Origin of the sequence: Gordonia sp. NPDC058843 (assembly GCF_042743165.1) — a bacterium.
Classification (GTDB): domain Bacteria; phylum Actinomycetota; class Actinomycetes; order Mycobacteriales; family Mycobacteriaceae; genus Gordonia.
The window spans coordinates 72,663-97,727 of record NZ_JBHYNC010000005.1 but is presented as its reverse complement, the minus strand read 5'-3'; the positions used below and the strand labels follow the sequence as shown (position 1 = coordinate 97,727).

At 63.6% G+C, this 25,065-nt stretch carries 21 protein-coding genes; 10 read left to right on the top strand and 11 right to left on the bottom strand.

From position 1 onward, the window contains the following. Positions 1–225: 225 nt before the first annotated feature. The 5 genes from ACFW3F_RS05540 (at position 226) to ACFW3F_RS05520 (ending at position 4,126) form a co-directional block, all read left to right on the top strand. Positions 226–1,272 carry an amidohydrolase family protein gene (locus ACFW3F_RS05540; RefSeq protein ID WP_388055121.1) on the top strand — a complete coding sequence of 349 codons (1,047 nt, stop codon included), beginning with the start codon at positions 226–228 and terminating at the stop codon, positions 1,270–1,272. 86 nt (positions 1,273–1,358) lie between these two features. After that, the gene (locus ACFW3F_RS05535) at positions 1,359–1,886 is read left to right on the top strand and encodes a molybdenum cofactor biosynthesis protein MoaE (RefSeq protein WP_388055119.1); all 528 of its coding nucleotides are present in this window, start codon (positions 1,359–1,361) and stop codon (positions 1,884–1,886) included. Beyond that, a complete protein-coding gene (locus tag ACFW3F_RS05530) occupies positions 1,883–2,125 on the top strand; it encodes a MoaD/ThiS family protein (RefSeq protein ID WP_388055117.1) in 243 nt (80 codons plus the stop codon). The genes ACFW3F_RS05535 and ACFW3F_RS05530 overlap by 4 nt, the downstream gene beginning before the upstream one ends. A 2-nt stretch (positions 2,126–2,127) precedes the next feature. After that, positions 2,128–3,138, top strand: coding sequence for a GTP 3',8-cyclase MoaA (gene moaA, locus ACFW3F_RS05525; RefSeq protein WP_388055115.1), 1,011 nt, complete (start codon positions 2,128–2,130; stop codon positions 3,136–3,138). A gap of 208 nt (positions 3,139–3,346) precedes the next feature. Then, positions 3,347–4,126 carry an SDR family NAD(P)-dependent oxidoreductase gene (locus ACFW3F_RS05520; RefSeq protein ID WP_388055113.1) on the top strand — a complete coding sequence of 260 codons (780 nt, stop codon included), beginning with the start codon at positions 3,347–3,349 and terminating at the stop codon, positions 4,124–4,126. Between the two features lie 39 nt (positions 4,127–4,165). Here the strand turns inward: ACFW3F_RS05520 and ACFW3F_RS05515 are convergent, their stop codons facing one another. From ACFW3F_RS05515 to ACFW3F_RS05490, 6 genes are all read right to left on the bottom strand, one after another. Then, positions 4,166–5,374, bottom strand: a complete 1,209-nt coding sequence (locus tag ACFW3F_RS05515) for an acetyl-CoA C-acetyltransferase (RefSeq protein WP_388055324.1) — start codon at positions 5,372–5,374, stop codon at positions 4,166–4,168. Positions 5,375–5,739: 365 nt separating this feature from the next. Continuing rightward, entirely contained in the window at positions 5,740–6,288 is a 549-nt protein-coding gene (locus tag ACFW3F_RS05510; RefSeq protein ID WP_388055111.1) for a PaaI family thioesterase, read from the bottom strand. 215 nt (positions 6,289–6,503) lie between these two features. Continuing rightward, positions 6,504–8,096, bottom strand: a complete 1,593-nt coding sequence (locus tag ACFW3F_RS05505; protein WP_388055109.1) for an AMP-binding protein — start codon at positions 8,094–8,096, stop codon at positions 6,504–6,506. Between the two features lie 37 nt (positions 8,097–8,133). Then, complete coding sequence (locus ACFW3F_RS05500) at positions 8,134–9,000, bottom strand: enoyl-CoA hydratase/isomerase family protein (protein ID WP_388055107.1); 867 nt, start codon at positions 8,998–9,000, stop codon at positions 8,134–8,136. A gap of 673 nt (positions 9,001–9,673) precedes the next feature. Then, positions 9,674–10,828 (bottom strand): acyl-CoA dehydrogenase family protein, encoded by a 1,155-nt coding sequence (locus ACFW3F_RS05495; protein WP_388055105.1) that lies wholly within the window; start codon positions 10,826–10,828, stop codon positions 9,674–9,676. Beyond that, positions 10,821–11,582: an SDR family NAD(P)-dependent oxidoreductase gene (locus ACFW3F_RS05490; RefSeq protein ID WP_388055103.1), complete on the bottom strand. Its 762-nt coding sequence runs from the start codon at positions 11,580–11,582 to the stop codon at positions 10,821–10,823. The genes ACFW3F_RS05495 and ACFW3F_RS05490 overlap by 8 nt, the downstream gene beginning before the upstream one ends. Positions 11,583–11,825: 243 nt before the next feature. Here ACFW3F_RS05490 and ACFW3F_RS05485 point away from each other — a divergent pair, with 243 nt between their 5' ends. Beyond that, the gene (locus ACFW3F_RS05485) at positions 11,826–12,437 is read left to right on the top strand and encodes a TetR/AcrR family transcriptional regulator (protein ID WP_388055101.1); all 612 of its coding nucleotides are present in this window, start codon (positions 11,826–11,828) and stop codon (positions 12,435–12,437) included. Between the two features lie 69 nt (positions 12,438–12,506). Here the strand turns inward: ACFW3F_RS05485 and ACFW3F_RS05480 are convergent, their stop codons facing one another. The 4 genes from ACFW3F_RS05480 to ACFW3F_RS05465 all read right to left on the bottom strand — a co-directional run bounded on the left by ACFW3F_RS05480 (position 12,507) and on the right by ACFW3F_RS05465 (position 17,764). Further along, entirely contained in the window at positions 12,507–14,036 is a 1,530-nt protein-coding gene (locus ACFW3F_RS05480; protein WP_388055099.1) for a carotenoid oxygenase family protein, read from the bottom strand. Positions 14,037–14,457: 421 nt separating this feature from the next. Continuing rightward, on the bottom strand, positions 14,458–15,282 hold the full coding sequence (locus tag ACFW3F_RS05475; RefSeq protein WP_388055097.1) for an enoyl-CoA hydratase/isomerase family protein: 825 nt from the start codon (positions 15,280–15,282) through the stop codon (positions 14,458–14,460). Then, positions 15,279–16,478 (bottom strand): acyl-CoA dehydrogenase family protein, encoded by a 1,200-nt coding sequence (locus tag ACFW3F_RS05470; RefSeq protein WP_388055095.1) that lies wholly within the window; start codon positions 16,476–16,478, stop codon positions 15,279–15,281. Before ACFW3F_RS05470 ends, ACFW3F_RS05475 begins: the two co-directional genes overlap by 4 nt. Then, on the bottom strand, positions 16,475–17,764 hold the full coding sequence (locus ACFW3F_RS05465; protein WP_388055093.1) for an acyl-CoA dehydrogenase family protein: 1,290 nt from the start codon (positions 17,762–17,764) through the stop codon (positions 16,475–16,477). The genes ACFW3F_RS05470 and ACFW3F_RS05465 overlap by 4 nt, the downstream gene beginning before the upstream one ends. Positions 17,765–17,799: 35 nt before the next feature. On the opposite strand from ACFW3F_RS05465, the gene ACFW3F_RS05460 reads away from it, so the two are divergent. Together ACFW3F_RS05460 and ACFW3F_RS05455 are read left to right on the top strand one after the other, a co-directional pair. Then, positions 17,800–18,951, top strand: a complete 1,152-nt coding sequence (locus ACFW3F_RS05460; protein WP_388055091.1) for an acyl-CoA dehydrogenase family protein — start codon at positions 17,800–17,802, stop codon at positions 18,949–18,951. A 63-nt stretch (positions 18,952–19,014) separates the two neighbouring features. Continuing rightward, positions 19,015–19,953, top strand: a complete 939-nt coding sequence (locus ACFW3F_RS05455; RefSeq protein WP_388055089.1) for an alpha/beta hydrolase — start codon at positions 19,015–19,017, stop codon at positions 19,951–19,953. A 369-nt stretch (positions 19,954–20,322) separates the two neighbouring features. Here ACFW3F_RS05455 and ACFW3F_RS05450 read toward each other — a convergent pair whose 3' ends face one another. Continuing rightward, complete coding sequence (locus ACFW3F_RS05450; RefSeq protein WP_388055087.1) at positions 20,323–21,021, bottom strand: enoyl-CoA hydratase/isomerase family protein; 699 nt, start codon at positions 21,019–21,021, stop codon at positions 20,323–20,325. 584 nt (positions 21,022–21,605) lie between these two features. Between ACFW3F_RS05450 and ACFW3F_RS05445 the strand changes: the two genes are divergently transcribed. Next, the gene (locus ACFW3F_RS05445) at positions 21,606–23,279 is read left to right on the top strand and encodes a DUF222 domain-containing protein (RefSeq protein WP_388055322.1); all 1,674 of its coding nucleotides are present in this window, start codon (positions 21,606–21,608) and stop codon (positions 23,277–23,279) included. A 183-nt stretch (positions 23,280–23,462) separates the two neighbouring features. Then, positions 23,463–24,947: a PE-PPE domain-containing protein gene (locus ACFW3F_RS05440; protein WP_388055085.1), complete on the top strand. Its 1,485-nt coding sequence runs from the start codon at positions 23,463–23,465 to the stop codon at positions 24,945–24,947. The last annotated feature ends 118 nt before the right edge of the window (positions 24,948–25,065 follow it).

Here is a 25,065-nt window from a genome sequence, read left to right as displayed (position 1 = left end):
GTGTGCGTAGCGGATGAAGTGCAGCGAAGCCCCCGATTTGCTTGCGCCCCGCCGCAGCTCTCTGGGTGCCGCGCTCTTGACCACTTTATCTAATGTGAGTTACATTACACGACGCAGGCAGCGCATCGGCCGGCAGCTGTCGCCCTGCATTCACACCCTCAGACTCACGCGAGCCATATGGCTGACCGATGCTCGCGTGCCGTCGTCCCCAGAGAGGAAGCGGACTTGTCCGACCACAGCACCGAAGCTGCCCTTGAACCGGAGCTTCCCATTGTCGACTGCCATCATCATGTGTGGCGGAAGTTCGACGCCGACGTCACCCTGGGTCCGGATGATGACGGCGCCGACGGCGAACAAGGACTCCCGGACTACTGGGTGCCGACCTACCTAGCTGATGTGGAGGCGAGCGGGCACAACATCACGAAGTCGGTGGTCGTGGAATGCGGCACGGACTACCGCACAGACGGTCCGCTTGAACTGCGCTCGACGGGCGAGGTCGAAGCGTTCACCGCTGCGGCTCTCGCCAACACCAACGCGAGCGTCCATTTCGGAGCGGGGATGATCAGTAACGCCGATCTGCGGCTGGGCAATGCCATTACCGAGGTTCTCGAGGCGCATAAGGAGGCAGCTCAAGGGCGCCTGAGGGGGATCCGTACGTCGACCTTCTTCGCCGAATTCCCGCTCTTCGGACATCCGCCCGTCGAGGACCGCAGAGGCATGCTACGCAACTCGGGTGTGGTCGACGCCGCAAACAGGGTGGGCGACGCGGGTCTGTGTCTTGATGTCTTTGTTGTCGATGAACAACTGCCCGATCTTGCCTATCTGGCGAACGCCAGCGAGAACACCACCATCGTCCTCAATCACATGGGCGTTCCGCTGCGCTTCGGTTCCCGACTGGGACAACCGGACGAGGGCATCGCCGTCTGGAGGGACGGTCTGCGGGCCGTCGCTCGCCACCCCAATGTCGTTACCAAGATCGGCGGCGTCGGGATGGACATGGTGACCGATTTGACCAACTCGATGAACGCGCCTGGGCACTCGATGTCCTCAGACGAGCTGGTCGACCGGTGGGGGGCTTACGTTCGGGAGACCATCGATATATTCGGTGTCGAACGGTGCATGTTCGAAAGCAATTATCCCGTGGACCGACCGGGCGGCAGCATGACCGCGATCTGGAACAGCTTCAAGAAGCTGACTGTGAATCATTCAGCCGCAGAACGCGATGCTCTGTTTCGAGGAAACGCCACCGCGGTCTATCAGCTCGACAGATAGATCAACCTTCGTCGGCCACACCTCCGAGGCCAGAGCCTCAAGGAAACATACTCAAGGAAACATATGAGTACTTACGATGGAGATCTATGAGGGACGCTGCTGATTCCGTTGAGGATCGTTGGATTGGAATTCAAGAAGCTCCGTTGGCCGTTGACGAGGTGGCCGCCTGGGTGGCAACCCCATCCTGTGGCGCAGTTTCCACGTTCGTCGGCATCATCCGCGACCATTCCGAAGGCCGCGAAGGCGTCACTCATATCGACTATGAGACCTACTCCGAGTACGCCGAACGCAGGCTCAACGAGGTAGCCGACATCGCGTTCTCGACCTGGCCCGACGTCGGCCGCATCGCCATCGTTCACCGCATCGGCCGCGTCCCCGTCGGCGAATCGGCCGTAGTGTGCAGCGTTTCGGCGTCGCACCGCCGCGAAGCCATCGCGGCAATGACCTTCAGCATCGACGTACTCAAGAAATGCGCCCCGATCTGGAAGACCGAGTTCGCTGGGGTTGCCCGTGCCTGGCCCGACAACGGATCCACGATTCTCGCCACCGCAGAAGCCGCCTCCGCTTGGTTCGCCGAGAATTCTGGACTCATGCCGCATCCCGTGACGTCATGATCACGTTGCTGCTCTTCGGTCAGGCGCGCTCAGCTGCTGGTGCCGGAACGGTCGAACTAGACGCCGTCACTCTGTCGAATCTACTCGATCAGGCGCGAGCTCGATTCGGTCCTGACTTTCAGGAAATCTCGGCCTGCTCGGCGATCTGGGTCAATGGCGAACAAGCCCCGACCAATCAAGAAGTTCGGCTATCTCACGGCGACGAGGTCGCTCTGCTTCCACCCATCGCAGGCGGTTGAACATGATGAGCACAACGGCAGCACCCTACCCGCTCGTCGATCGTCATGGCCGAGTCGCCACCGATCTTCGGGTCTCACTAACCGACCGTTGTAACCTTCGCTGCCAATACTGCATGCCGGCCGAAGGGCTGGAATGGATGCCGAACGATGAAGTTCTCAGCGACACCGAACTCATCCACCTCCTTCGTATCGCCGCCGAACAGCTTGGCGTCACTTCAATGCGATTCACCGGCGGGGAACCACTCCTGCGCAAGGGCCTTCCGGGAATTGTCGCTGGAACCAAGGCTATTTCGAGCAAGATCGAAATCTCACTGACCACGAACGGTCTGGGACTGCGGCACACAGCCAAGGCTTTGGCGGAGGCCGGCTTGGATCGCATCAATGTCAGCCTCGACACGCTCGACGCTGCCACCTACGCTGCGATCACTCGACGCGATCGACTCCACGATGTGCTCGCCGGAATCGACGCAGCCAAGGCGGCCGGGCTGGACCCGGTGAAGATCAATGCAGTCCTTCTGCGTCAACACAATCTCTCTGAAGCTCCCGAGCTGGTTCGTTGGGCAATGGAAAATGACTTGCAGATGCGTTTTATCGAGCAAATGCCGCTTGACGCCCAGCATCGTTGGGATCGTTCAGCCATGATCACAGCCGATGAGACCCTCGAATTGCTCAGTCAGCATTTCGAGCTCACCCCGCGCGATGATCGTGGTTCTGCTCCGGCCGAACAATTCACAATCGATGGTGGGCCGCACATCGTGGGCATAATCGGTTCGGTGACCAGACCATTCTGTTCAGATTGCAACCGAGTGCGCCTCACCGCCGACGGCCAGATCCGCAACTGCCTCTTCGCCCGCGAAGAATCTGATCTGCGGGCCGCCCTACGTGGTGGTGCAACGGATGAAGAAATCGCGCAGCGGTGGGCTTCGGCTATGTTCACAAAACTTCCCGGTCACGGCATTGACGACCCTGGATTCCTACAACCCACTCGACCCATGTCCGCCATCGGGGGCTGATCGCTCAGGCTCACACGCTCGACATGGTGCGCCGGATCGACCTCTTGCCTGCCCGCCGGTGAGGTCGACTGTTGTATCTCCACCGCATTCAGAATCGGGTCCGCCCAACTACCTATAGATTCTAATCTGGGTTAAGATTATGTCGGCGATCCAGCCTTCCGGCCACCCGCATTCCGCTCGCCCTACACCAAGAAGAACAGGTCAAGTCATGGTCAACAGTCCCAAGCCCGCACTGCACGGTAAGAACGCGCTCGTGGTGGGCGGTACGTCCGGAATCGGTCTCGCGGCAGCCGTCGGCCTCGCGCGTGCAGGGGTTTCCCAGATCACCTTGGTGGGCCGCAATGCGGACCGCGGCGCACGAGCTCAGCAGGTGGTCTCAGCTGAAGGCGCCGACGTCGAGTTCCTGGCGGGAGACGCCGGCCACCCCGAGCAGGCCTCGCAGATCGTGGATGGCTGCGCCGGCACGATGGGAGGCCTTGACATCGTGATCAACGCGGTCGCCCCCGTCGGGACGGCCGCGCCGATCGATCAGCAGCCCGGCAAGGACCTGCTGGACCTGATGGTGGCGCTGGCCGCACCCCCATTGCTGATCACCGCCGCAGCGATCAGCGTCATGCGCGAGAGCGGCGGCTCGATCGTCAACATCGCTTCGGACGCTGCCAAGGTCCCGACACCTGGCGAGGCCGCAGTGGGGGCCGGCATGGCTGCCATCACCATGTTCTCTCGCACCGCTGCACTCGAAGCGAAGCGGTACGGCGTACGCGTCAACGTACTCACTCCGTCACTGGTTCTCGACACCGGAACCGCGGCTCGGATCGGTCAAATGTCCTTCGCCACCAAGATTTTCGACAAGATTGCCCAAAAGGCCGCGCTCGGGGTCCCGAACGCCGAGGAAGTGGCCGAACTCGTCGTCTTCCTGTCGGGCCCCGGAGCGGCCAAGATCACGGGCCAGGTCATCAGCGTGAACGGTGGCATCTCTGCCGGCTGACAGGCAGCGCGCACCTTCAAGGGTTCGCGGCTGGAGTCTTCAGTCGACACCCTTGAAGAGTGCAGCGAGCCCCTGTCCTCCGCCGATGCACATCGTTTCCATGGCATAAGTCCCTTGCCTGCGCTTCAGCTCGTGAAGCATCGTCGCGAGGATTCGACCCCCCGTCGCGCCGATGGGATGTCCGAGTGAGATTCCCGAGCCGTTGACGTTCAGTCGGTCGTCAACCTCTGCGAGGCTCGTGCCCCACCCCGCCAGTACCGACAGCACTTGTACCGCGAACGCTTCGTTGATCTCGATCAGATCTACATCGTCGAGACCCAAGCCCGCCCGATCCAGCAGCTTCTTCGCGGCGGCGACCGGGCCGATGCCCATCTTTGCCGGCTCGCACCCGACGGCTGACCAGCCCTCGAACCAGGCCAGCGGCTCGAGGCCCAGCTCGTCGAGGCGATCCTCCGCCACCACGAGGCAGGCCGCAGCCGCGTCGTTCTGCTGAGCGGCGTTGCCCGCCGTCACCGTCCCGTCGGGCATCAGGACACGAAGCCTGCCCAACGTCTCCGTCGTGGTCTCCGGCCGCACGCCCTCATCCTTGCTGAAGGCCAGTGGCTCACCTTTGCGCTGCGGAACCTCAATGGTGACGATCTCGTCGGCAAAGGCACCCGCACTCCATGCAGCCGCAGCACGTTGGTGGCTCCGCGCAGCATATGCGTCGGACTCCTCCCGGCCGATGCCGTACTCACGCGCCAGATTCTCCGCCGTCTCGATCATTCCGCTGATCTCACCGAACCGCCACACAGGTTGCGAGCGCTCACGACCTCGATCAAGTCTGTCGTACAACGTCTGGTTGCCCGATCGAGAACCCCATCGGGCTGTGGTCGTGTAATGCTCGATGTTGCTCATCGACTCAACGCCGCCCGCGATCACGACGTCTGCAGCGCCCGTCTGCACCGTCATCGCCGCTGTGATGACCGCCTGCAGACCCCCACCACAGCGACGGTCGATCTGAAAGCCTGGCACCTCCACCGGAAGACCGGCGTCAAGCGCTGCCCACCGACCGATGCACGGCGCCTCGGAGTTCGCATAGGACTGCGCGAACGACACGTCCTCTATCCTTCCGGGATCGATGCCCGTCCGAGCGACCAGCGCCTTGATCACTGTGCTGGCGAGCTGTTCAGCACGGACGTCACGTAGCGAACCCCCGAAGGTGCCTACGCCGGTTCGCAGCGGATTAACGATGGCCACACGTCTCACGATTGCCTCCTGGGCTGTTGTTGGTTCACGAGTCGATATCGGCCAACTGACGTGATGTCGCCGGCACCCACCCCTGACGTGGAGATCGGAAATACTCGTTACACCCACCGTCGGCCTATCGAAAACCGGCTGAGAGATCCATCGTGAGGCGCAGCAGTCCATGTGAGCCGTTTCGACTGGCGCCAGGATCGTCGACGTGATGAGTTGTGCGGCGGACTCGTCGCCCCATAGCCACCCACCGCGACCCCGTCGCGCGCTCAGTCGGCTACTTCTCGCCGGCCAGTACACCCGGAGGGCTCAACTACGCCGATCTGCATCTGACTGGGTCCGCGGCCGCTCAGGGATCCACATGCGAGACGCGTGAACTATCTGATCGCGTCGACGAAGGTGGCCGCTTGTTCCGCCCGCAGGAGGCGGAAGTGCCCTTCAGCCTTCACCAGTCGCGTATCCGGCTCACTGGCCGTGGAGATCCAGGCCTGGGCGAGGACGTCGCAGTCGCCACTCGCGACCACCCGACCACACACCACGAGTTCCACGTCGGAAGGCGTCGGACGCAGGTACTGGACGACCAGCTTGCGGGTCAGACCTGGCTGGCCCGAGGCAGCGACGACGTGGCCCAGCGCCTGGTCCATCAGCATCGCCGACACACCGCCGTGCGTGTGATTCGGTGGTCCGGCGAATGCTTCTCCGAGTATGCAGGTGGCTGAGGACATGCCGTCGACGTCCGCGAATGTCAGCGGCGGGATGAACGGGCTCCCTTCACCCGACATCGGCGAGAACATCCGCACGCCGTTGAACGGGTCGTCGACCGTCGCGACCGTTTTGGCCGCCCGTTGCTCTTTGCGCAGGATCGACGCGACCTCGGTCACCATCTCTGTCGCACGGGCGAGCACCGCCGTCGGAACCTCCGTCATGACAGATGCGTGCCCGAGACCACGAATCGCGCGGCCCAGGTCGCGAACCGCGCGCCGCCGACCGAGTAGCTCGGCGGAGGCCGGCCGATCGCCGGTCAACACTTTGCCCAACAATGGTGCCCACGCGATCGTCCGTACGGGCTCGATCCCGTCGAGGTCCAGGTGGTCGGCCCGAAGGCTTCCCTCGTCTTGCACCTCCGTTGACGCCTCCCCGATCATGCCAACTCGTCAACTCGGAGCTGAACGTCGAGGCCCTTGCGACCCCACCGATAGCCAGCTGCCTCTGCATCCCACGTTGCGCTCGAGTTGCCGGACTCGCGCAACTCGACTTTGCGGATCTTCATGTTCGGCGTCCTCGGGAAGCTGTCGATTGCCTCGAAGTATCGCGGCACCATGAAGTACGGCAGGTGCTCGAAGGAGTGGTGGAACAGAGCATCCGCGTCGAACGTCTCACCCTCGGCGACGACGACCCACACCTTGATCTCGTCCTCGGTCTGGCCCTCCGCCCGGAACGGGACGCACGCCACCTCGGCCACCGATGGATGGGACTGCACGTGCTGCTCGACCTCGAATGAGGAGATGTTCTCGCCCCGACGGCGCAGCGCGTCCTTGATTCGATCGACGAAGAAATACCGGCCGTCCTCGTCGCTCCGCATCATGTCGCCGGTGTGGAACCATCCGTTGCGCCAAGCCTTCGCGGTGGCTTCCGGATTCCCTTCGTACTCGGACATCACCGCCCATGGGAGATCGGTCCGCACGACCAACTCTCCTGGCTCCCCGGTCGGCACTGGCACGTCGTTCGCGTCAACCACGGCCACCTCGAACCCGTCACGAACACGCCCGCAATATCCTGGCGTGAAGGCGTCGCCCAGCTGACTGACCAACGCGCCGGACGTCTCGGTCGACCCGTACACCGTGTACATCTCGGGGATCGCGAATCGCTCCATGAACCGTTTCGGGTCGTTCGGCAGAGGCGCCACGAGAACTGCCCGGATGTTGTGCTCCTTGTCGGCCGCGCGCGGCGCCTGCGACTCGAGGAACGACATCATCGAGCTGACCTGGACAACCATCGTCGCTCCGGTGTCGCGGGCGACCTCCCAGTAGCTGGTCATCGCAGGGTATTCACGCACCACGATCTTGGCACCGTTACTGAGCGCCGCGGTGATGATGTAGACAGCTGCGCTGTGGTAGAGCGGCAGGTCGATCAGGAGGACGTCTTCTGCACCGCGCCCCTTCTGGACGACAAAGTGCTCACCTCCCAAGTAGTTGTGTAGATACGAGGTGGCGACGAGCTTCGACGGACCGGTCGTGCCTGAGGTCAGCACGAGCAACTCGTTGTCGCCGTAGAACAACGGTCGCTCGAGGGGTGGTGGGGTGTCTTCTCCGCCATCGAGTGCGGCAACGTCGAGCGTCAGATAGTCGACCTCGATCAGGTCGGGGTCGAGCCGCGCGCCGAGATCAGAATCTGTGATCATCGCTACCGGCTTGGTCCTATTGACCTGCTGCGCGAGTAGCGTTCCCTTGTAACCGGTGTTGAGCGGCACGATCACCGCGCCCAGGGTGACCGCGCCCCACCAGGCCTTGAGGTAACCCGGGCCGTTCGTCAAGAAGATGGAGACCCGGTCCCCCTGTCGCACGCCCGCGTCACGCATGACGTTCGCCGCCCGATACGCCGCCGTCAACGCATCGCGACGCGTCCACGACCGTCCGTCCGCGAACGTCAGGAACGACTCATCAGGATCAGATTCCGCTCTGCGCTCGAGCATCGTCCTCAGGACGATGGCATCGAGGTCGTTGACAGTACGCATATGTGAGTCCTTTGTCTCGTCAGCCGCGATCGTCCGATCAGCGGCCGAAATACGTTGCCTTGGTGCGGGTCTTGAATGCCTCGAAGGCTGCCACCGAGTCCTCGGAGGCGAAGGTGATCCGCTGGTTGTCCCACTCGAGTGCGAGCTGGTCGTACAACGAGTTGGTCTCGGCCCCGCGCAAGGAACGCACTGTGGCCCGCAGTCCGAGGGGCGGAAGTTGGGCGAGCTCCTGCGCCACGGCCAAAGAGCGCTCGATGACCTCATCGTCCGGCACGACCTGGTTGACGAAACCGGTACGAAGCGCGTCGGCCGCCGTCATTGCCTTGTCGCGTAGGAGGAACTCTGTCGCGGCTGCCTGCCCCATGAGCTTGGTGATGAAGTAGCTGGCGCCCATGTCTGGGCCGAAGCCGAGAGTGCCGAACGCGGCCTTGAATTTGACCGACTCTCCTGCGATGCGGTACGTGTGCAGCCCGGCCCAGCCCACGCCCCCGCCGGCCACCGCGCCATTGATAGCTGCGATGGTCGGCTTCTGAAAGTTCTCAAGCATTCGCAGGATCCATCGGCCGGGACCCAAGGGGTCGAACCGGCGCCCCTGCACCGACACGTTGAGCGAAGCGTGATCGCCCTGCATGACCCCCTCGTAAAACATGGCATCGGCAACCGCGCCGGGCCCGAGCTTGCCGTCCAGCTGGGCAAAATCCACACCGGGGCTCCACGCCGTCGCCCCGTCCGAGACGTTCGCGGCCGTGACGATCACGCGGACGTTGTCGTCACGCTCCAGCTCTGCCGACACCTGCAGAAGCTCCTTCAGCAGCGAGCCACCCAACGAGTTGTTAGCTGCCGGACGGTCGACCGTGAGAAGGGCGACGTGGCCGTCCACCGATACGCGTAGTTCCTCCGACATTGCCAACCTTCCGTCACCCGCACCTCCGACTCGATCGGAGCTCCGGTGTTGTTTTTACTTTATGTTAGACTTTGACCCTAGTCGGAGGAACCGGTAGCACGCAACCACCAAATCGACGGATCAGCCGTCCACTTCTGACACGCGATCATGCGCTCGGAGATGTTGCGTCGCGCGGCCTCTCAGGTGCGAAACGCGACTGTTTCCTAGGCTGCATCAGCGAGGTGTTGAGAGCCGGTGGTATCGCTCGCGAACTGGCAGGCGAGCAGCTACGACACAAGACCAGAGGCCTTTGACGGGCGTCGGTCGGCGTGCGCGCTGGGTTGTGAGGTGCCGTGGCATTCGGACACATCGGCGATGAGTTGCTCTGCCGTCCAGGCACTTTCGTGTGACGGGACATCGCTGTGCCGGGTGTACTAGAGGTAGACGGCGATCGGGATGTGTGGTGCGTCCAGATGGGTGCGACAACGGCTCCAACACCGGAGCAAGAGCGCGTGCGCGCCGGCCGAGGCGCGCACGGAGGATCCGAGCAGGGTCAGGTAGCGGGCGACACGAAGGCCTCCGGAGCGTGGAGCGGACTTTGGACACAGCTCCACTCCACGCCGGATGCTTCACTCATCTACGACATCACACGGTGTCGACACATGATGTCGACCAACGTGCCTGGTCGTCACAACTAGTGGCTGCGCGGGAGACCCAGCGCGGCGGTGGCGACCAGATTGAGAACCGACTCATTGTTGATCGGCGCGACCCTGAGCAACCGGAAGATCTCAGTCAAACCCATGATGTCCAGCTCGTGGTCGAACGCCCAGCCACCGTGGACCTGGATCGTGGCATCCAGAGCCAGATTCGCACTCTCTGATGCAATCAGCTTGCACGCGCTGGCGACGTAGTCGCCGGCCTCGCCGCGCTCGATCTGCCCGAGAGCGCTTTCCAACAGTGCCTGGGCAGCGTCAAGTTGGACCTTCGCGCGAGCGAGCGGGTGCGCGACGGCCTGGTAGGCCCCCAACGGTTTGCCGAAGGGTGCCCGGGCGTTGGCGTAATCGACGCCCTTGTGAAGTGCGAAGTTACCGAGCCCGATAGCCATCGCGGCCCCGAGGATACGCTCGGAGTTCAGAGCCTTGAACAGATAGGACGTGCCCTTCCCCGGCTCGCCGACCACCGCCGAGAGCGGTAGCCGCACATCGTCCAAGAACACGTTGTACTGATACTCCGGGGCGCCTGCGGTGATCGGCTGTCGCGCGAACGTGATGCCCTCAGCGGGCAGCTCGACCATGAACAGGGACAGCTCTGCGCGGGCGGCCTCCGGAGGCGACGTACGTGCGACGACCATCGCCTGCGACGATTCGCCGAACGAGGAGATGAAGCACTTGTGACCGTTGATCACCCACTCGTCACCATCGCGGATCGCCTCCGTCTTGAGCCCGAACGAGTTGGTCCCGGAGTCGGGTTCCGTCAGCGCGAACGCCGTGTACGTCTCGCCCGTCATCGTCCTCGGCACGTGCGCCGCGATCTGTTCGGCGGAGCCGTGGTGGATCAGGGTGTGCCGGACGAAGTTGGCGACAAGGAACGAGTAGGCAGGGATACCTGCCCGACCGATCTCCTCGATCAAAGCCACCTGCTCACGCAGGCCACCGCCGGAACCGCCCAGGTCCTCGGCGACGCCAAGTCCCAGCAGTCCGCTGTCGCCCAGCGCCCGGAGGTACTCCGATGGGGATCGAGCCTCCTTGATGCAGTCCGTCCAGTACTTCCTGTTGTACTTCGCGGTCAAACTCTGCGTCGCCTGGCGTACGGCTGCCACGGCGTCGTTCGTCGGTGCATTCTCAGACACTGAAACCCCCATCTACATTGAGCGTCTGGCCGGTGATCCAGCCCGCGCGGGATGACATCAGGAAGCGCACCGCCTCGGCGACGTCGGTGACATCACCGAATCGACCGAGAGTGGTTTCCGATTTCGCCAGCGCCAGACCTTCTTCGGTGAAGACCCCGGACGCGACGAGCTTGTCAAACATTCCTTCACCTTCGATGACGCCAACGCCGACGGCGTTCGCGCGGACTCCGAAACGCCCTTCTTCGGCGGCGATGCCGCGCACAAGTGCTTGCACTCCGGCCTTCGGCGCGGATGACATCAGGTCCATCTTGCTGAAGCGCTGGATCACCGGTGTGACAATCGCTGTGACAACTCCCGATGTCGCCCGCAGCTTCGGCAGAAGCGGCTGGATCAGGTTGAAGCAGCTCTTGAGGTCGTTGTCGATCACTCGCGCAAACGTCTCGAGTTCCGTCTTGGCTATGAAAGACATCGGAATCACGGGACCGGCGGCGTAGACGACGCCTCTCACTTCACCTGCGTCGCCGACGCGACTGGCGAAGGCTCGGGCCTCATCGGGATCCGCGAGATCGACCTGCTCGACAACTGCCTGACGGCCATGCGACCTGACCTGCGCAGCCGTCTCCTCCGCCCCCGCTTGATTCCCGCGGTAAGCGACGACGATGTCGTGACCGTCGTCGGCCAGGCTGCGCGCAATGGCGCGCCCCAGGCCACCTGATCCCCCGCCGACAACGGTCCAGCTGGTCGGGTCATCCATACGTTTCACTCCTGTTGGACATTCTTCGGCGGGCAGGACCTGCGAAGCCTGGTGCCACCGGCCACCAAGATCGACGCACCGTGCGCGATCAGAACAAATTTAATCTATACTAGGTTTAGTCTAGGAGTGGAAGAGCACGCTCGTCAACACGCAGGCTGTTCCGAATATCGTCGTGACGGTCGGTAAGATATGTGCGTGCCTCGTACAGAGCCGAATACGGCCGCCCGTGCAGCAAGTGCGACTTTGAAGTCGGCCAAGACCAAGGCTCGCATCCTCGACGCCACTGCGTACATCCTGTGCCGCAAAGGATTCTCCGGGACCCGCCTGACTGACGTCGCCGATCGCGCCGAGTGCCAGGCACCCGCGATCTACTATTACTTCGACTCACGCGAAGACCTGATCGAAGAGGTCATCTGGTTGGGCATGGCGCGTCTGCTTGCCCACGTGCGAGCGGCGCTCGAGGAGGCGAGCGACAAGTCGCCGACCGAGCGCCTCAACATCGCGGTTGAACAGCATCTGCGTTTCATTCTCGAGGAGTCCGACTACACGATGGCGGCGATTCGCAACGCCGCCCAGATGCCGATCGATCTGCGTGACAGGCAGTTGGCCGAACAGCAGAAGTACGCGGTTCTGTGGCGGCAGCTGTTCTCCGATCTCCGGAAGGCTGGACAGCTTCGGCCGGGGGTTGACGAGCGCCTCGCCCGCATGCTAATCCTCGGATCGCTCAACTGGTCGATCGAATGGTGGCAGCCTCGCGGCGAGTCGGTCGCCACGTTGGTGGCGAACGCCAAGCGAATGCTCGTCGGTGGATTCCTGAAGGATCCGGAAGAACCGACCAGCACGGCGGTCACGTAGAAAGAGGACCGGGATCCACAGGCCGTGGCCTGGGGTTCCCGGTCCTCCGCGAATCGTGTGGTCGGCTCGTCAGGTGTCCAGCTCGACAGAGAGCATGTGCGGCGACGGGACGCTTCGGAAGTCCATCCAGTGCCCATGCGGTGTCCAGCCCATGTGGAACGGGAGCTCGATCCGGCAGATGGGCCCGGCGCTGATGTCGTCTGTGTCGAACATCTGGAACTCCCCGACGTGCTCCTTGAACTTCGAGACGGGAACGATGATGTACCCATCACCCTCTGGCGCGTCGACCGTTCGAGGGATGAAGGCCGGCTCGAACGGCGACTCGTGCCGATCCTGCGTCAACTTGACCCGCTTGTCCTCGCCGGTTCGCATGTTTCGACGGATCAGCGTGTCCATACGCATCGCACCCGGGCGGCTGTCGCTCGGCGAGCCGCCGACGATCACACCCCAGTCGTATGGACGCCCGAAGAATCGCTCGTCGATCTTGGGCAACTCGCACATCACGTCGTCGAGCACCTCGCTCGTGAACGTTTTGCGCGTCAAATCGATCGTCCATCGGCCCAACTTGCTCGGGGCCAGCTGGAAGAACGGGATGAACGGATCCCCGGGCTTCGACATCTCGTCCGTCTGGAACGGCGGTCGCCCGAACAACGGCGCATCGAGCAGGATCTTGTCGCCTACCTCGTTGGCCGACAGCATGTGCATCATGTACTGCGGTGGCAGATCGGCCGTGATCCAGATGATCTCCGAGTTGATGTCGAAGCGGTTGATCAGCGCGAGCTGAATCGGCTTCTCGGCTTCCCATCCATAGCCTCCGAGACCCTTGTTGGCCTTCTCGCTGGAGATGGTGAAGGGCTGGAACGGCAGAATGAAGTAGTTCTCCGACAGCCAAGCATCATGAGCCACCGTGTTATAGGGCGCATCATTGATCGGACGCGACTGCACCGTGCCGTCCGGCTTGATCCAGTGCAACGTCACAAAGGGCCGAACGTCGCTGTATCCCCATGCGTAGAGCATGCCCGTATCGGGGTCGAATTTGGGGTGCGGCGCCATGTTGCCGTCGTACTCGTCGACCGGTTCGTGGATGCCGCGCGAGAGCTCTTTGCCCCACGTCGGAAATCCGTAGGTCTCCAGAGTGATCGGATCCATCCTCAGCGGCGATCCGGCCTGCTCACCGCAGGCGAAGATGCTGCCCTGGAAAGGGAAGACGTTCACCAAGGCGGTGTTGTGAGAGAGGTACCGGGTCTGCTCGTTACGAATGATGTCGCCCAGACCCATGGCGCGCCAGTCCTGGCTGATCGCGAGATCTTCCCACTCGATGAGGGACTCGCCGGCCGCCTCCTCGGCGAGGAACTTCGGAGTCCGCACCCAACGATTGCGGAAGGACGCCTTCCCGTTCTCCAGAACTAGACCCTGGACCATGCCGTCAGTCGTGAACACGCTCTCGACACCCTGACGCTGGGGCCGCCGCACCGTCGGCCCGTTGTGATACAGGCCGCCGTAGATGTCCTTCGGGATGGCACCTTCGATGATTCGACATTCCGGGACCGTCGCCTCGAAGGCCATAGGCCAGAACACTCCGCGTTGCTGCACTCTCATCACTCCCTAGTTTTTAATCTGGTTTCGAATATCTTCTCTCTGACACCATCCGATGTCAACATGAAGTCCCTGATCTGTTGGTGGTGCCGAACACACGGACTGTTCATATGCGCGTGCGTGCGCTGCGATCGATCGGCCGTCACTTGAAGGAGATCTGTTGAGCGACACCGATAATCGACAAGTCGACCTCACACCGACGACGGGCTCGCGCCTCGACCCCAGCTGTGCAGACAGCGTCAAACGCCTCATCGCCGCCATCGACGGGGCCGTTGTCCGCGGAGGCTTTCCTCGCTTTGGCACACGATTATCGAATCGTGATCGGAGTGCTCGGTTCCTCCCTGCCGTCGGCCCCGACCGGGATCCCCCAGCGGCACCTCGCGCTCGAGTGGAATGCCCGATGCTGACCTTGCATCCGTCCGGGTCAGCGGTCGCTTACGGGCGACTTGCCGGCCGCGAGGCGGGCCATGCGCTCGTCGAGAACCCGCTGAGACTCGTTCGTCCAGTGGCTGAGCTGGTGCGCCATGAAGTGAAAGCGGTTGACCGCGGCCTCGCCTCGCTGGTCGGCCATGAACTGCAACGTCCGCTTGGACAGTGCGATCGTCTCGGGAGGACCAGCCGCGAGCTTCGCAGCGACCGAGTCCACGATCGGATCCAGCTCCTTCGGGTCGACCAGCCACGTCACGAGACCGGCATCGACTGCGTCCTGCCCCGCGAGTCGCTCGTCCATCCAGAAGACCCGCTTGGCCCACATCTCGCCCACACGCAGGGCGAAGCTGGCGACCTCGGCATCGTTGACCGCGATAGCCGTCACGATCGGCGAACCGAACGATGCCGTCGTGTCGGCCACCACGAAGTCCGCAGCTCCGGCAAACATCAGGCCGGCCGCCAAGCAGTGCCCCTGAACCCGACAGACCGTGGGCACAGCCAGCTCGCGGAACTTGCGAACCGGCTCTACGAACAGCCGCATCTCCTGTCGGAAGCGGCCCTCCACTGACTCCGCGTTCGTCCGGTAGGCGTGGTTGTCATGCATCTGCCGGAGGTCGTGACCTGAGCAGAAGCTCCTGCCCGCACCGGCGAGCACGACCACGCGAACGGATCTGTCGCGCGCAACCTCGTCGAGCGTTGCATCGAGCAGCTCCAGCATCTCTGGGTTCTGAGCGTTGAGGATCTCGGGACGATTGAAGGTGATCCGACAGATGCCGTCCTTACGGTCGACCAGCAGAGGGCCGGAGGTCGTCGAGGTCATGAGGAGGACTGTCCACCAACGCGTTTCTCAACCGTGGCCGAGTTGAACGACGCGGCGATGTCGCGGCCGACGATCTCCTTCATGATCTCGGTCGTACCGCCGTAAATCGTCTGGACGCGTGAGTCGACAAACGCACGGGCGACGGGATACTCGATCATGTAGCCGTAACCGCCGTGCAGCTGCAGGCAGCGGTCGACGATCTTCTTCTGCAGTTCCGTCGTCCACCACTTGCCCTTGGCTGCATCTGTGGCCGTCAGGGTTCCCGCGTTGTGGCGCAGGGCAAGAGCGTCGAGATATGCCTCCGCGATGTCGAGCTCGGTCGCCATCTCTGCCAGAGCGAAACGGGTGTTCTGGAACTCCCCGATCGCCTGACCAAATGCCTTGCGCTCGAAGCAGTACGCCGCGGTGAGCTCATAGATGGCACGGGCGTCCGCGACGGCACCGAGCGTCGTGCTGAGCCGTTCGCGCGGCAGGTGCTTCTTCAGCTGGGAAAGTCCGCTGCCCAGCTCACCCAGCATGTTCTCTTGGGGAAGGCGGACCTCGTCGAAGAACAGCTCTCCGGTGTCCTGCGAATGCAGACCGACCTTCTGCAACGGCCGCCCCCGTTCGAACCCGGGCATGCCGTCCTCGACCACGAACAGGCTGAAGCCCAACGACCCGTCGTCCCTCTCGGTGCGGGCCGCCACGATGACGATTCCGGCAATCGTCCCGTTGGTGATGAACGTCTTGCGGCCCGAGAGCACCCAACCGTCACCATCGCGACGAGCCATCGTCGCGATACCCCGAAGATCACTGCCGGCGCCCGGCTCCGTCATCGCAACGGCACCGACCATCTCACCGGCCGCGAGCCGCGGCATCCACCGGTCGAGCTGGTCTGGCGTGGCCAGATCCAGTAGGTAGACCAGCACCATGTCGTCCTGGTTCGCCACGCTGATCGAGAAGGTTGTCGCTCGCGCGAGTGCCATCTCCTCGTTGACCACCATCCGATAACGCACATCGGTCTCGCCCGGTCCGCCGAACTTCTCCGGGATCTCGAGTCCGTAGATGCCGGCATCGATCGCCGCGGCGAACGCGGACATGTCGATTCCCCCCTCCGCCTCCCAACGGCCGTAATGCGGAGTGATCTCCCGCTTGATGAAGGTCTTGACGGAGTCCCGGTACTGCTCGTGTACCTCCTCGTAGATCGCTCTGCTCATACGGTCGCAGCCTTCTTGGAGTCGCGGCCGGAACGCTGCGAGACGTTGACCCCTGGAAGGATGTAGGCGGCAATGGCGTTCCGCAAGACCGGCGGCGTGCCACCGGCCACGATCGTGGCCACGACATCTCGATGGATGCGCTCGATCGCGTAGTCGGTCGTTGCCCCGTACCCGCCGTGCAGCTCGAGCGCCTTCAGGGTGATTTGCGAGGCCACCCGAGCGCCGTAGAGCTTGGCCGCCGTGGTCTCGAGTGCCTTCGGGTAGTTTCCGTCGATCGCTGATGCCGCGGCGTTGCGTGCCATCAGGCGAAGTGCTTCGAGGTCTGTCCACATGTCGACCAGCGCGTGATAAACGGACTGGAACTCCGCCACGGGACGCCCGAAGGCGATCCTCTCGCGCACAAACTTCTCTGCCTCGTCGTATGCGGCGCCGGCCATCCCGAGATTGAACGCGCAGTTGTGCAGGCGCTCCATGTTGAAGGCCGTCATCAGGTCTCCGAAGCTGCCAGGGCCACGGATGAGGTTCTCCGCCGGAACATGGACATTCGACAGAGTCAGGTCACCGTGCGGGATCCCCCGGCAGCCCATGAACTCCGGTCCGGCCTCGATCGTCACACCGGGCATGTCTTCCTCGATGATGATGGCGCCGATGCCCCGGTGACCGGGGATGTCGTCGAAACGGACGAACACCGCATACAGCTGATTGACCGTCGCCCCGGTCACATAGGTCTTCTTGCCGTTGAGGACGTACCCGTCGCCGCTGCGCTCCGCAGTCGTGATGAGCGAGGTCAGATCCGAGCCATAGTCCGGCTCCGTCAGCGCGATCGCGCATTGTTTCGTCCCGGCGACCAGGTCAGGCAGGAACTTGTCGCGGGTTGCCTGCGACTCAGCCATCATGACCATGCTCGGACCCGGTCCTGCAGTGGCGAAGAGAGGCTCCCCGATCGCCCAGAACTGCGAGTTCCTGAACATCGCCTCGACAGTGATCAGGTAGTCCATTGCCGTCAGGCCCTGGCCCCCGTACTCAGTAGGCATCGTCAGAGCGAGAAGCCCGTGCTCCCTGACGTGCTCGACCACCTCGGGGTACGGCACCTTGTTCGATCGGTCCCATTCGGCCGACCGGCCCCGAAGAGCTCGACCCGCTTCTGCCGCACGCTCCTGCAGCTTCAACTGCTCAGCACTGAGGGTGAAGTCCACAATGTTCTCCCTTCGACTCTGCTCCATGAACACTCGAGCAACTTTTGAAATCTTATTCGAATTTGATACTACATGAGCAGGGGGATCCACGTCACGCCCCGAGATCAGCAACCGTTGGAGGAAAAATGCGTCGCACAGTGTTCAACGAGGACCATGAGGATTTTCGCGAGATGGTGGCCTCGTTCCTGACTCGCGAGGTGGTCCCCCACTTCGACGGGTGGGAGAAGGAGGGCCGCATCCCAAAGCACGTCTATCGACAGATGGCCGAACTCGGAATCCTGGGCATGGCGATCGACGAGCAGTACGGGGGTGGCGGGCAGAGCAGCTACAAGTACAGCGCGATCCTGACCGAGACGTCGGTCGGGCTCGGCGTCAGCATGGGCGCCCTGCGTGTTCACATGGACATCGCCACGCCCTACCTCCTCGAATACTGCAACGACGAGCAGAAGAGTCGCTGGCTGCCGAAGGTCGCAGCCGGCGAGATGATGCTGGCCATCGCCATGACCGAGCCCGGCGCCGGTTCGGACCTGGCCGGGATCAGCACGTCGGCCACGCGCGAGGATGACGTTTATGTCCTGCGGGGCAGCAAGACCTTCATCACGGGCGCACTGAACGCCGATTCCTTCATCGTCGTCGCCAGGACATCACCCGCAACAGCCGACAATCGACGGGGCGGGCTAAGCCTTTTCGTCGTTGACGCGGGCATCTCGGGCCTCACTGTGGGGCCCAACTTCGAGAAGCTCGGTCTCAAGTCGCAGGACACCGCCGAACTGTTCTTCGACAATGTCCGCGTGCCCCTCGACTGCCTCCTCGGAGAGGAGGGGCAGGCGTTCGGCTACCTGTCACACAATCTCCCGCAGGAGCGCCTCTCGATCGCGTTGAGCTCGTTGACGGCGGCCCGTACCGCCATCGACCTCACGGCCGAGCACGTACGCGAGCGCAAGGCGTTCGGCCGAAGCCTGAGCGCGTTCCAGAACACCAAGTTCGTCCTCGCCTCGTGTGCCACCGACGTCGCCGCCGGCCAGGCATTCATCGACAGCGCCCTGGAGGCACACCATCGTGGCGAGCTGACGGCGGTCGACGCGGCCAAACTCAAGCTCTTCTGCGCGGAGCTGCAGGGTCGGGTCGTCGACCAGTGCTTGCAACTGTTCGGGGGATACGGGTACATGGCCGAGTACCCCATTGCCCGCATGTACGCCGATGCTCGTGTCACGCGTATCTACGGCGGAACCAGCGAGATCATGAAGACGATCATCGCGAAATCACTGAACCTGTGATCGTGCGAGCCGAGTCCGGTCGCCCGACTCCCGTCGGGGCGCTGTTCGAATCTGGGTTAAGGTTTGGATGAGGCGGGCGCGCTCCCCCTTTCCGAATTGGGGCCGCAGGATTGCGCCGGCGAGCAGGGCGCGAACCCGCGGAAGGAGAAAGCATTGCGCGAAATCGTGAAGTTTGACGCGAGTGACGGTGTCACCCTCGTCGGAGATACGTGGCTACCGCACCCCGGCATGGCGCCGCGCGGATCTATCGTGATGCTCCACGGAGGCGGACAGACCCGCCATGCGTGGCGCACCGCCGGCGAGTCGTTCGCGCAGGCAGGCTGGCATGTCTTGGCCTACGACGCGCGCGGACACGGCGACAGCGGCTGGGTGGAAACCGGAGACTATCGATTCGACACGATGGTCGACGACCTGCGGATCGCAAGCGAACTACTGCCTGGCAGACCGGTCGTGATTGGCGCGTCGATGGGCGGCATCGTTGCCATGCTCGCGGTGGGTGAGGACACCAGCTTCGCTCGCGCGCTCGTCCTGGTCGACATCACACCCCGGATGGAAGAAGCCGGCGCCGCCCGGATCCGCGCATTCATGGAAGCCAATCTCGAGGGGTTCTCAACACTGCGTGAGGTTTCGGACGCTGTTCACGCCTACAACCCCCACCGCCCCCGACCCGCATCGCTCGATGGACTCAAGAAGAACGTTCGGCTACGCGCCGACGATCGATGGTACTGGCATTGGGATCCTCAGGTCCTCAGCCAGTCGGACGAGGGCCTGAGCCCTGCCCATACCGAACGCCTGAACCGAGCTGCTGCCGCCATCACCATTCCCACTCTTCTGGTCCGTGGTCGACATTCAGACGTGGTCAGCGATGCCGGCGTGGAGGAGATGCAAGCTCTCATTCCCCATGCCGAGGTGCAGTCCGCAGATGCCGGACACATGATCGCAGGCGACGACAACGGCGTCTTCGCTTCCCACGTAGTCCAGTTCCTCGACAGGATGGACTGAGCAATATCCACTAGGCCATATCCCTTGGGCCATATCCCTTGGGCCATATCCCTTGGGCCATATCGACTTTGGCCATATCGACTTTGGCCATCGGAGAAGTCATGGCAAAGGCGGTCGTGTGCTCGAGTGTCGTCCAACCCAACAAGAAAAGCAGCAGGCCCTAAGGGCTCGCAGTAAGTGGACTGGCCCGTCATCACCGACAGTGAGCAGCACACGAGCGCCACCGCAACCAAGGCCTTAGATCGCGCCGGCTTTGAGTGGGCGCAGGACTCGCCGACCCGCCATGGGCGACCGTGCAGCCGTACTGTGACCGGCAGACCGCAGAGCTGGCGCTGCCCAAACGACGTTCAACTCAACCGCGGCGCAGTTTCAGGCCGGTCCGGCCGATGCTCGCCGAGCGTCCCACTCGAGGGCAAGCCGTTGTTCAAGCGTCGTACCGGCAGCCTCACGAAGCGCACGGACAGCCGCGAGGACCTGCGGAAGAGGGCGCGCACTGATCCTCGCCCCGTAGTCGACGGCGGTGGCCAGTAGGTCGGCCGACGTCACAGTCAGGTTGGCCAGGCCAGACGCGAGCGCCTCATCCGCGTCGACCCACGTGTTCGTCATGATTATCGAAGCAGCCCGGCTCGGATTGACAAGGCGTGCGAGAGTCCAGCTGGCTCCCAGCTCAGGCCCGACACCGAGGCCATTGAATGCGGGCATGAATCGAGCGCGGTCACTGATCACGCGCACGTCATGAGCCAGAGCGAGGGCGAAGCCCCCGCCGACCGCAACTCCGTCGATCGCCGCGATGAGGGGCTTCTCGCACTGCAAATAGGCCGTCAGCCAGGCACCGATTCCTAGAGCGTCGAACTCGATAGCTTGGTCCGACAGGTCACCCAGGCCGTTCTCACCACCAATCTTCTCCCGGTGTACGAGGTAACTGGCGTCTGCACCGGGCCCGAACCCGCTCTGCAGGGCGTTGGGGTCGCCGCCCGAAGACCACACGGGCCCATTGGCGGCGACAACCAGAGCTCCAAGGGAGTCATCCTGTTGGACGGTTCGTGACGCTTCGAGGAGTTCCGCCATCAGGTGGCCTCCGATCGAACCGCGGTGCGCTGATCGATTCAGGGTGGCGATGAGTACTCGCCCATCACGTTCGGTGACGACGTCAGACACTGGGGCCTCCTGGGTGAGTATTTGGCCGCGTGAGCTGCCGTCCGGACCATAACCGGTGCGATTCGACAGGGCACGAAGGGCGGTGCCATCCAGACACCACTCAAGCATAATCGAAGCAATATTCAAAATTCAGGACAACTGGGCCAGCAGCAACGGAAGCGTGCTCACTGAGTGCTGCCGAAGCCACACCTTTCACGGCCGGTACGCAGCAGCCTTGACAACATATGTCCATCACGCGCGTCGGATGCCGCGGACATCTGGGCCGGCACTGTCTGTCGTGTGTTCGCTTCGGCCACAGCGACTCCAGTGGGCCGCGCATTCCCGCAGCCGGGTGGATGAGTCGATCGCGCCGCCTTACTCCGTCTCTGGGAACGCATCGGAGTCCGTTGTGAACGGTCATCCGAGTTTGTCGGTGGCGGGGTTTACCTTGGTTGGTAACAGATTCCGCCGCGGTGGGGCGGGTCGTGTCACCTGTCGGGGGGTGTGGGGTGAGGGTGTGGACCGATCTGCCGGACGAGTTCGTTGCCGGGGTCGATCCTGCCCTGGTGGGTGAGACCGACATGGTGTTGTTGATGGCCGGGTTGGACGCGACCCGGCGCGGTACCTCGTATCTGGTGTGGCATCAGTATCAGACGATCGCGGTGATGGCCGACCGTCTGGTCACCACCAACGCCTCCGGGTTTGTGATGGACGGTCACGCCGACTGTGCTGCCCGTATCGCCCGCCAGGCCGGGGTGTCACGCCGGCACGCCGAGATCTTGATCGATGAGGCGATCGCCTTGCGGGACCGGCTGCCCGAGGTTGCTGACGCCCTGCGTGACGGGATCGTGGCGCAGTGGCAGATCCGGGTGATCATCTCCCGCACCGAGTTGATCCCCGCCGATGACCCGATCACCCCTGTCCTGGATGCCGAGATCGCCGCGACGTTGCGCCGCCGTAAGGGTGTGTGGGATCGGGCCCGGTTGCGGGACATGGTCGACCGGTTGGTGTTCCGGCATGATCCGGATGCGGTGCGGCAACGCCGCCGCGACGCTGTGGATCAGCGTGGGGTGTGGACCCACACGCTGCCCGACGGCACCGCAGAGTTGATTGCGGTCATGTCTGCGGAGAATGTGCGGATCGCGGCGACAGCGGTCGGTGTCCTCGCCGATGCTGTCTGTCAGCGTGATGGGCGAACGCGGGGTCAACGCCGCTCCGATGCGATGTTCGCCCTGCTCACCCGCAGCAGCTTCGACTGCCAGTGCGACAGCCCTGAGGAATGCACCGCGGTCGTCCCGGATCTGCAGAGCGTTTGCGACGCGGTGCGCGCCGAGGTCGTGATCCATGTGGTCACCGACGCCGCGACCCTCGCCGGAGCACCCGGGGTCGGGTTCCTCGATGAGCACGGCATCATCTCCGATGAGCATGTGCGTAATCTCGCCGCCCGCCCGGATGCCACGCTCACCCCGGTCACCCCGGCCCGCACCGCACCGACCTACGTGGCCACCAGCAACAATGAGGCTGAACGACGGACCTCCCAGCGCCCTGCACCAGCCGAGGACTCCCGTGCCGACGCCGGAAACTTGTCCGCCACAACGCACGCTGACGTTGAGTCCGGCGACACCACCGCATCGGCGGCAGTGGTGTACCCGGCCACCCATCCCGGTAACGGGTATCGGCCCACCACCGCGTGTGCCGCTTTCGTGCGGGTGCGGGATGGGTACTGCACCGAACCCGGTTGTACCCGTTCGGCGTTCGCCTGCGATCTCGACCACGTCACCGAGTACGACCACACCAACCCCACCCAGGGTGGGGCGACGTCGAGTGAGAACCTCAACGCGAAATGCCGCGGCGGGCACCTGCTGAAGACCCACGGTGACTGGGTTGATGCGCAGTACCGCGACTCCGATGGTCGGCTGGTCACCGAATACCTCACCCCCGAGGGCGTCACCCTGCCCGGCGACGCCGAAACGCTGGAAGACACCTTCCCCAACCTGCGGCGCATCCGTTTCGAACAAGCCGCCCAAGCACCACCCACACCCCACGCCATCACCCCGGGCGACAACCCCGAACGCACCCGCAGCCGACTCGACGCCAAACTGGCCCGCCGGCGAGCCGAACGCGCCCGCAACAAGAAGCAGCGCGAGGCCGAACAGAACGCCGACCGGCTGGACCCGCCACCCTTCTGACGATCGGTGGGCAGCGGCGCTGCACTAGCCCCAGCTTTCCCCCGATCAGGTGAAAACCCGTCGGTAAGTTGTTCTGTCGCCCCGTGGCCACAGACAATTGACCGAGATTCGTGATCGTTGAGATCACATCAAGCATGCCGATGACCGCTGATCAGGGCGGCGCTAGCTGGGGCGGGGAATGAGATGAGTGGTATTCGGCGGACACTTCGTGCCTCCACGGTCGGTTGCGCGCTGTGCCTGGGAATGGTCGTACCGATGGCGCTGCCTCCTGCCGGAGCTGCACCAGTTCTGTCGGCCCAGACCAGTCACACCATCGACCAGCTGAACGACGCCGGCGTGTTCCGCCCCGCCGAACCCGACGACGGACTCGGGCCGGACTGGCTCTCAACGACCTTCCCTCACGTCAACGGCGACACGATCGTGATCGTGACCCCGGGTACCGACGACGGCACCATGTATCCGCGGATCCGAGGACTTCGCGCGGGTCGTCAGACCTTGGTGATCAACTATCCGGAAGCGCTCGGCCCGTTGATCTCTGGCCGGTCCGGTGCGGTCTTGCCGTTCCTCGCCCCCACTTACGACGCCTCTCGAGATGTCGCTGTCGACAACATCCTCCGAGTCATGAGCGCGTTCGCGCAGCAGACCGCGGGTCAGCCGTACATCGTCTACACCGGCTACTCCCAGGGCGCTGACGCACTCGGAGATGCGGCGGAGCAGGCTGTCGCCGGGGGAACAATCGACGCCGGCAATTCCCTGATTCTGCTCATCTCCGACCCCCGCAGCCCGTGGGGCCTCAAGGCCTGGGCCGACGACAACCCCGTCGTCCGCACGGTTTTCGAACTGTTCGGCGCCGAGAGCAACGGCGCCCGCGATCCCGGCGCCACAGGCGAGGACCTCCCGGTCGTGTCCGTCATCGTGGTCGGCGATCCGGTTGCCAACTTTCAGTGGAGGAACAGCCGCCCGTTGAGTTCGCTGCTCGTCAACGCGGCCGGCTTCATCGCGATCCACTCCGGTCTCGGCGAAGAGAACTACGGCAACCTGATCGACTACACGGCCGCACCGACGACGATGCGAAGCCGAGACGGCAACACGACCTATGTCGTCTATCAGCCTAAACACCGCCCGCTCACGTTGGTCGCCATGATTCTCAACGACGCCATCGGCATCGACCCCAGCAACGCCGACATCGAGCGGTGGGACCGCGTCAACAACGCCTTCTACCCGCTGGTGACGCCGACCGTGTCGAACGCGGCGGTGCCGGTCGAGTCTTCGTCGTCCGACGACGACGCATCGGGGATTGCCCGTCTCGCTGATGCAGCGGATGTCGACGAACCGCTGACCGGGCCGCTCGCGCCAGCCGAGACCGCGAGCCCCGACGCCCCCACCCCCGTCGTGGGGACCTCATCCGGAGGACGCCATCGCGCGCCCGAGAACGCAGACTCGGATCCGAATCCCGCATCGACCCCGTCTGAGGGCGGGCGGCACCGCCTCACCGGCAGCGGACGACACTCCGCGGAGTCCGAGCCGGCCGACTCCGCACCAGCAGACACAAGCATTGATTCCGACACATCCACACCTGGTGAGGACGCCTCAGACATGTCAGACACCGATGCCGATAACGACACCTCGTCCGACTCGAGCGACGGAGAGGCCGGTGCAGCAGCCTGACGGCTGAAACCCAGCCCCACGACAACGTATTCAACGTCCCCAGAGAAAACCACATTGCGGTCGCCTCGGCTCCCCCGCCCCACGGTAGAGCTGGCGACGAGTCCCGGCGTGGGCCGAG

Bases quoted from the DNA above. Each gene is read 5' to 3' on its own strand.
- ACFW3F_RS05470 (WP_388055095.1), bottom strand. From the start codon at position 16,478: ATGAGCAGAGCGATCTACGAGGAGGTACACGAGCAGTACCGGGACTCC.
- ACFW3F_RS05475 (WP_388055097.1), bottom strand. From the start codon at position 15,282: ATGACCTCGACGACCTCCGGCCCTCTGCTGGTCGACCGTAAGGACGGC.
- ACFW3F_RS05520 (WP_388055113.1), top strand. From the start codon at position 3,347: ATGGTCAACAGTCCCAAGCCCGCACTGCACGGTAAGAACGCGCTCGTG.
- ACFW3F_RS05505 (WP_388055109.1), bottom strand. From the start codon at position 8,096: ATGCGTACTGTCAACGACCTCGATGCCATCGTCCTGAGGACGATGCTC.
- ACFW3F_RS05510 (WP_388055111.1), bottom strand. From the start codon at position 6,288: ATGACGGAGGTTCCGACGGCGGTGCTCGCCCGTGCGACAGAGATGGTG.
- ACFW3F_RS05500 (WP_388055107.1), bottom strand. From the start codon at position 9,000: ATGTCGGAGGAACTACGCGTATCGGTGGACGGCCACGTCGCCCTTCTC.
- ACFW3F_RS05480 (WP_388055099.1), bottom strand. From the start codon at position 14,036: ATGAGAGTGCAGCAACGCGGAGTGTTCTGGCCTATGGCCTTCGAGGCG.
- ACFW3F_RS05440 (WP_388055085.1), top strand. From the start codon at position 23,463: ATGAGTGGTATTCGGCGGACACTTCGTGCCTCCACGGTCGGTTGCGCG.
- ACFW3F_RS05490 (WP_388055103.1), bottom strand. From the start codon at position 11,582: ATGGATGACCCGACCAGCTGGACCGTTGTCGGCGGGGGATCAGGTGGC.
- ACFW3F_RS05460 (WP_388055091.1), top strand. From the start codon at position 17,800: ATGCGTCGCACAGTGTTCAACGAGGACCATGAGGATTTTCGCGAGATG.
- ACFW3F_RS05530 (WP_388055117.1), top strand. From the start codon at position 1,883: ATGATCACGTTGCTGCTCTTCGGTCAGGCGCGCTCAGCTGCTGGTGCC.
- ACFW3F_RS05450 (WP_388055087.1), bottom strand. From the start codon at position 21,021: ATGGCGGAACTCCTCGAAGCGTCACGAACCGTCCAACAGGATGACTCC.
- ACFW3F_RS05535 (WP_388055119.1), top strand. From the start codon at position 1,359: ATGAGGGACGCTGCTGATTCCGTTGAGGATCGTTGGATTGGAATTCAA.
- moaA (WP_388055115.1), top strand. From the start codon at position 2,128: ATGATGAGCACAACGGCAGCACCCTACCCGCTCGTCGATCGTCATGGC.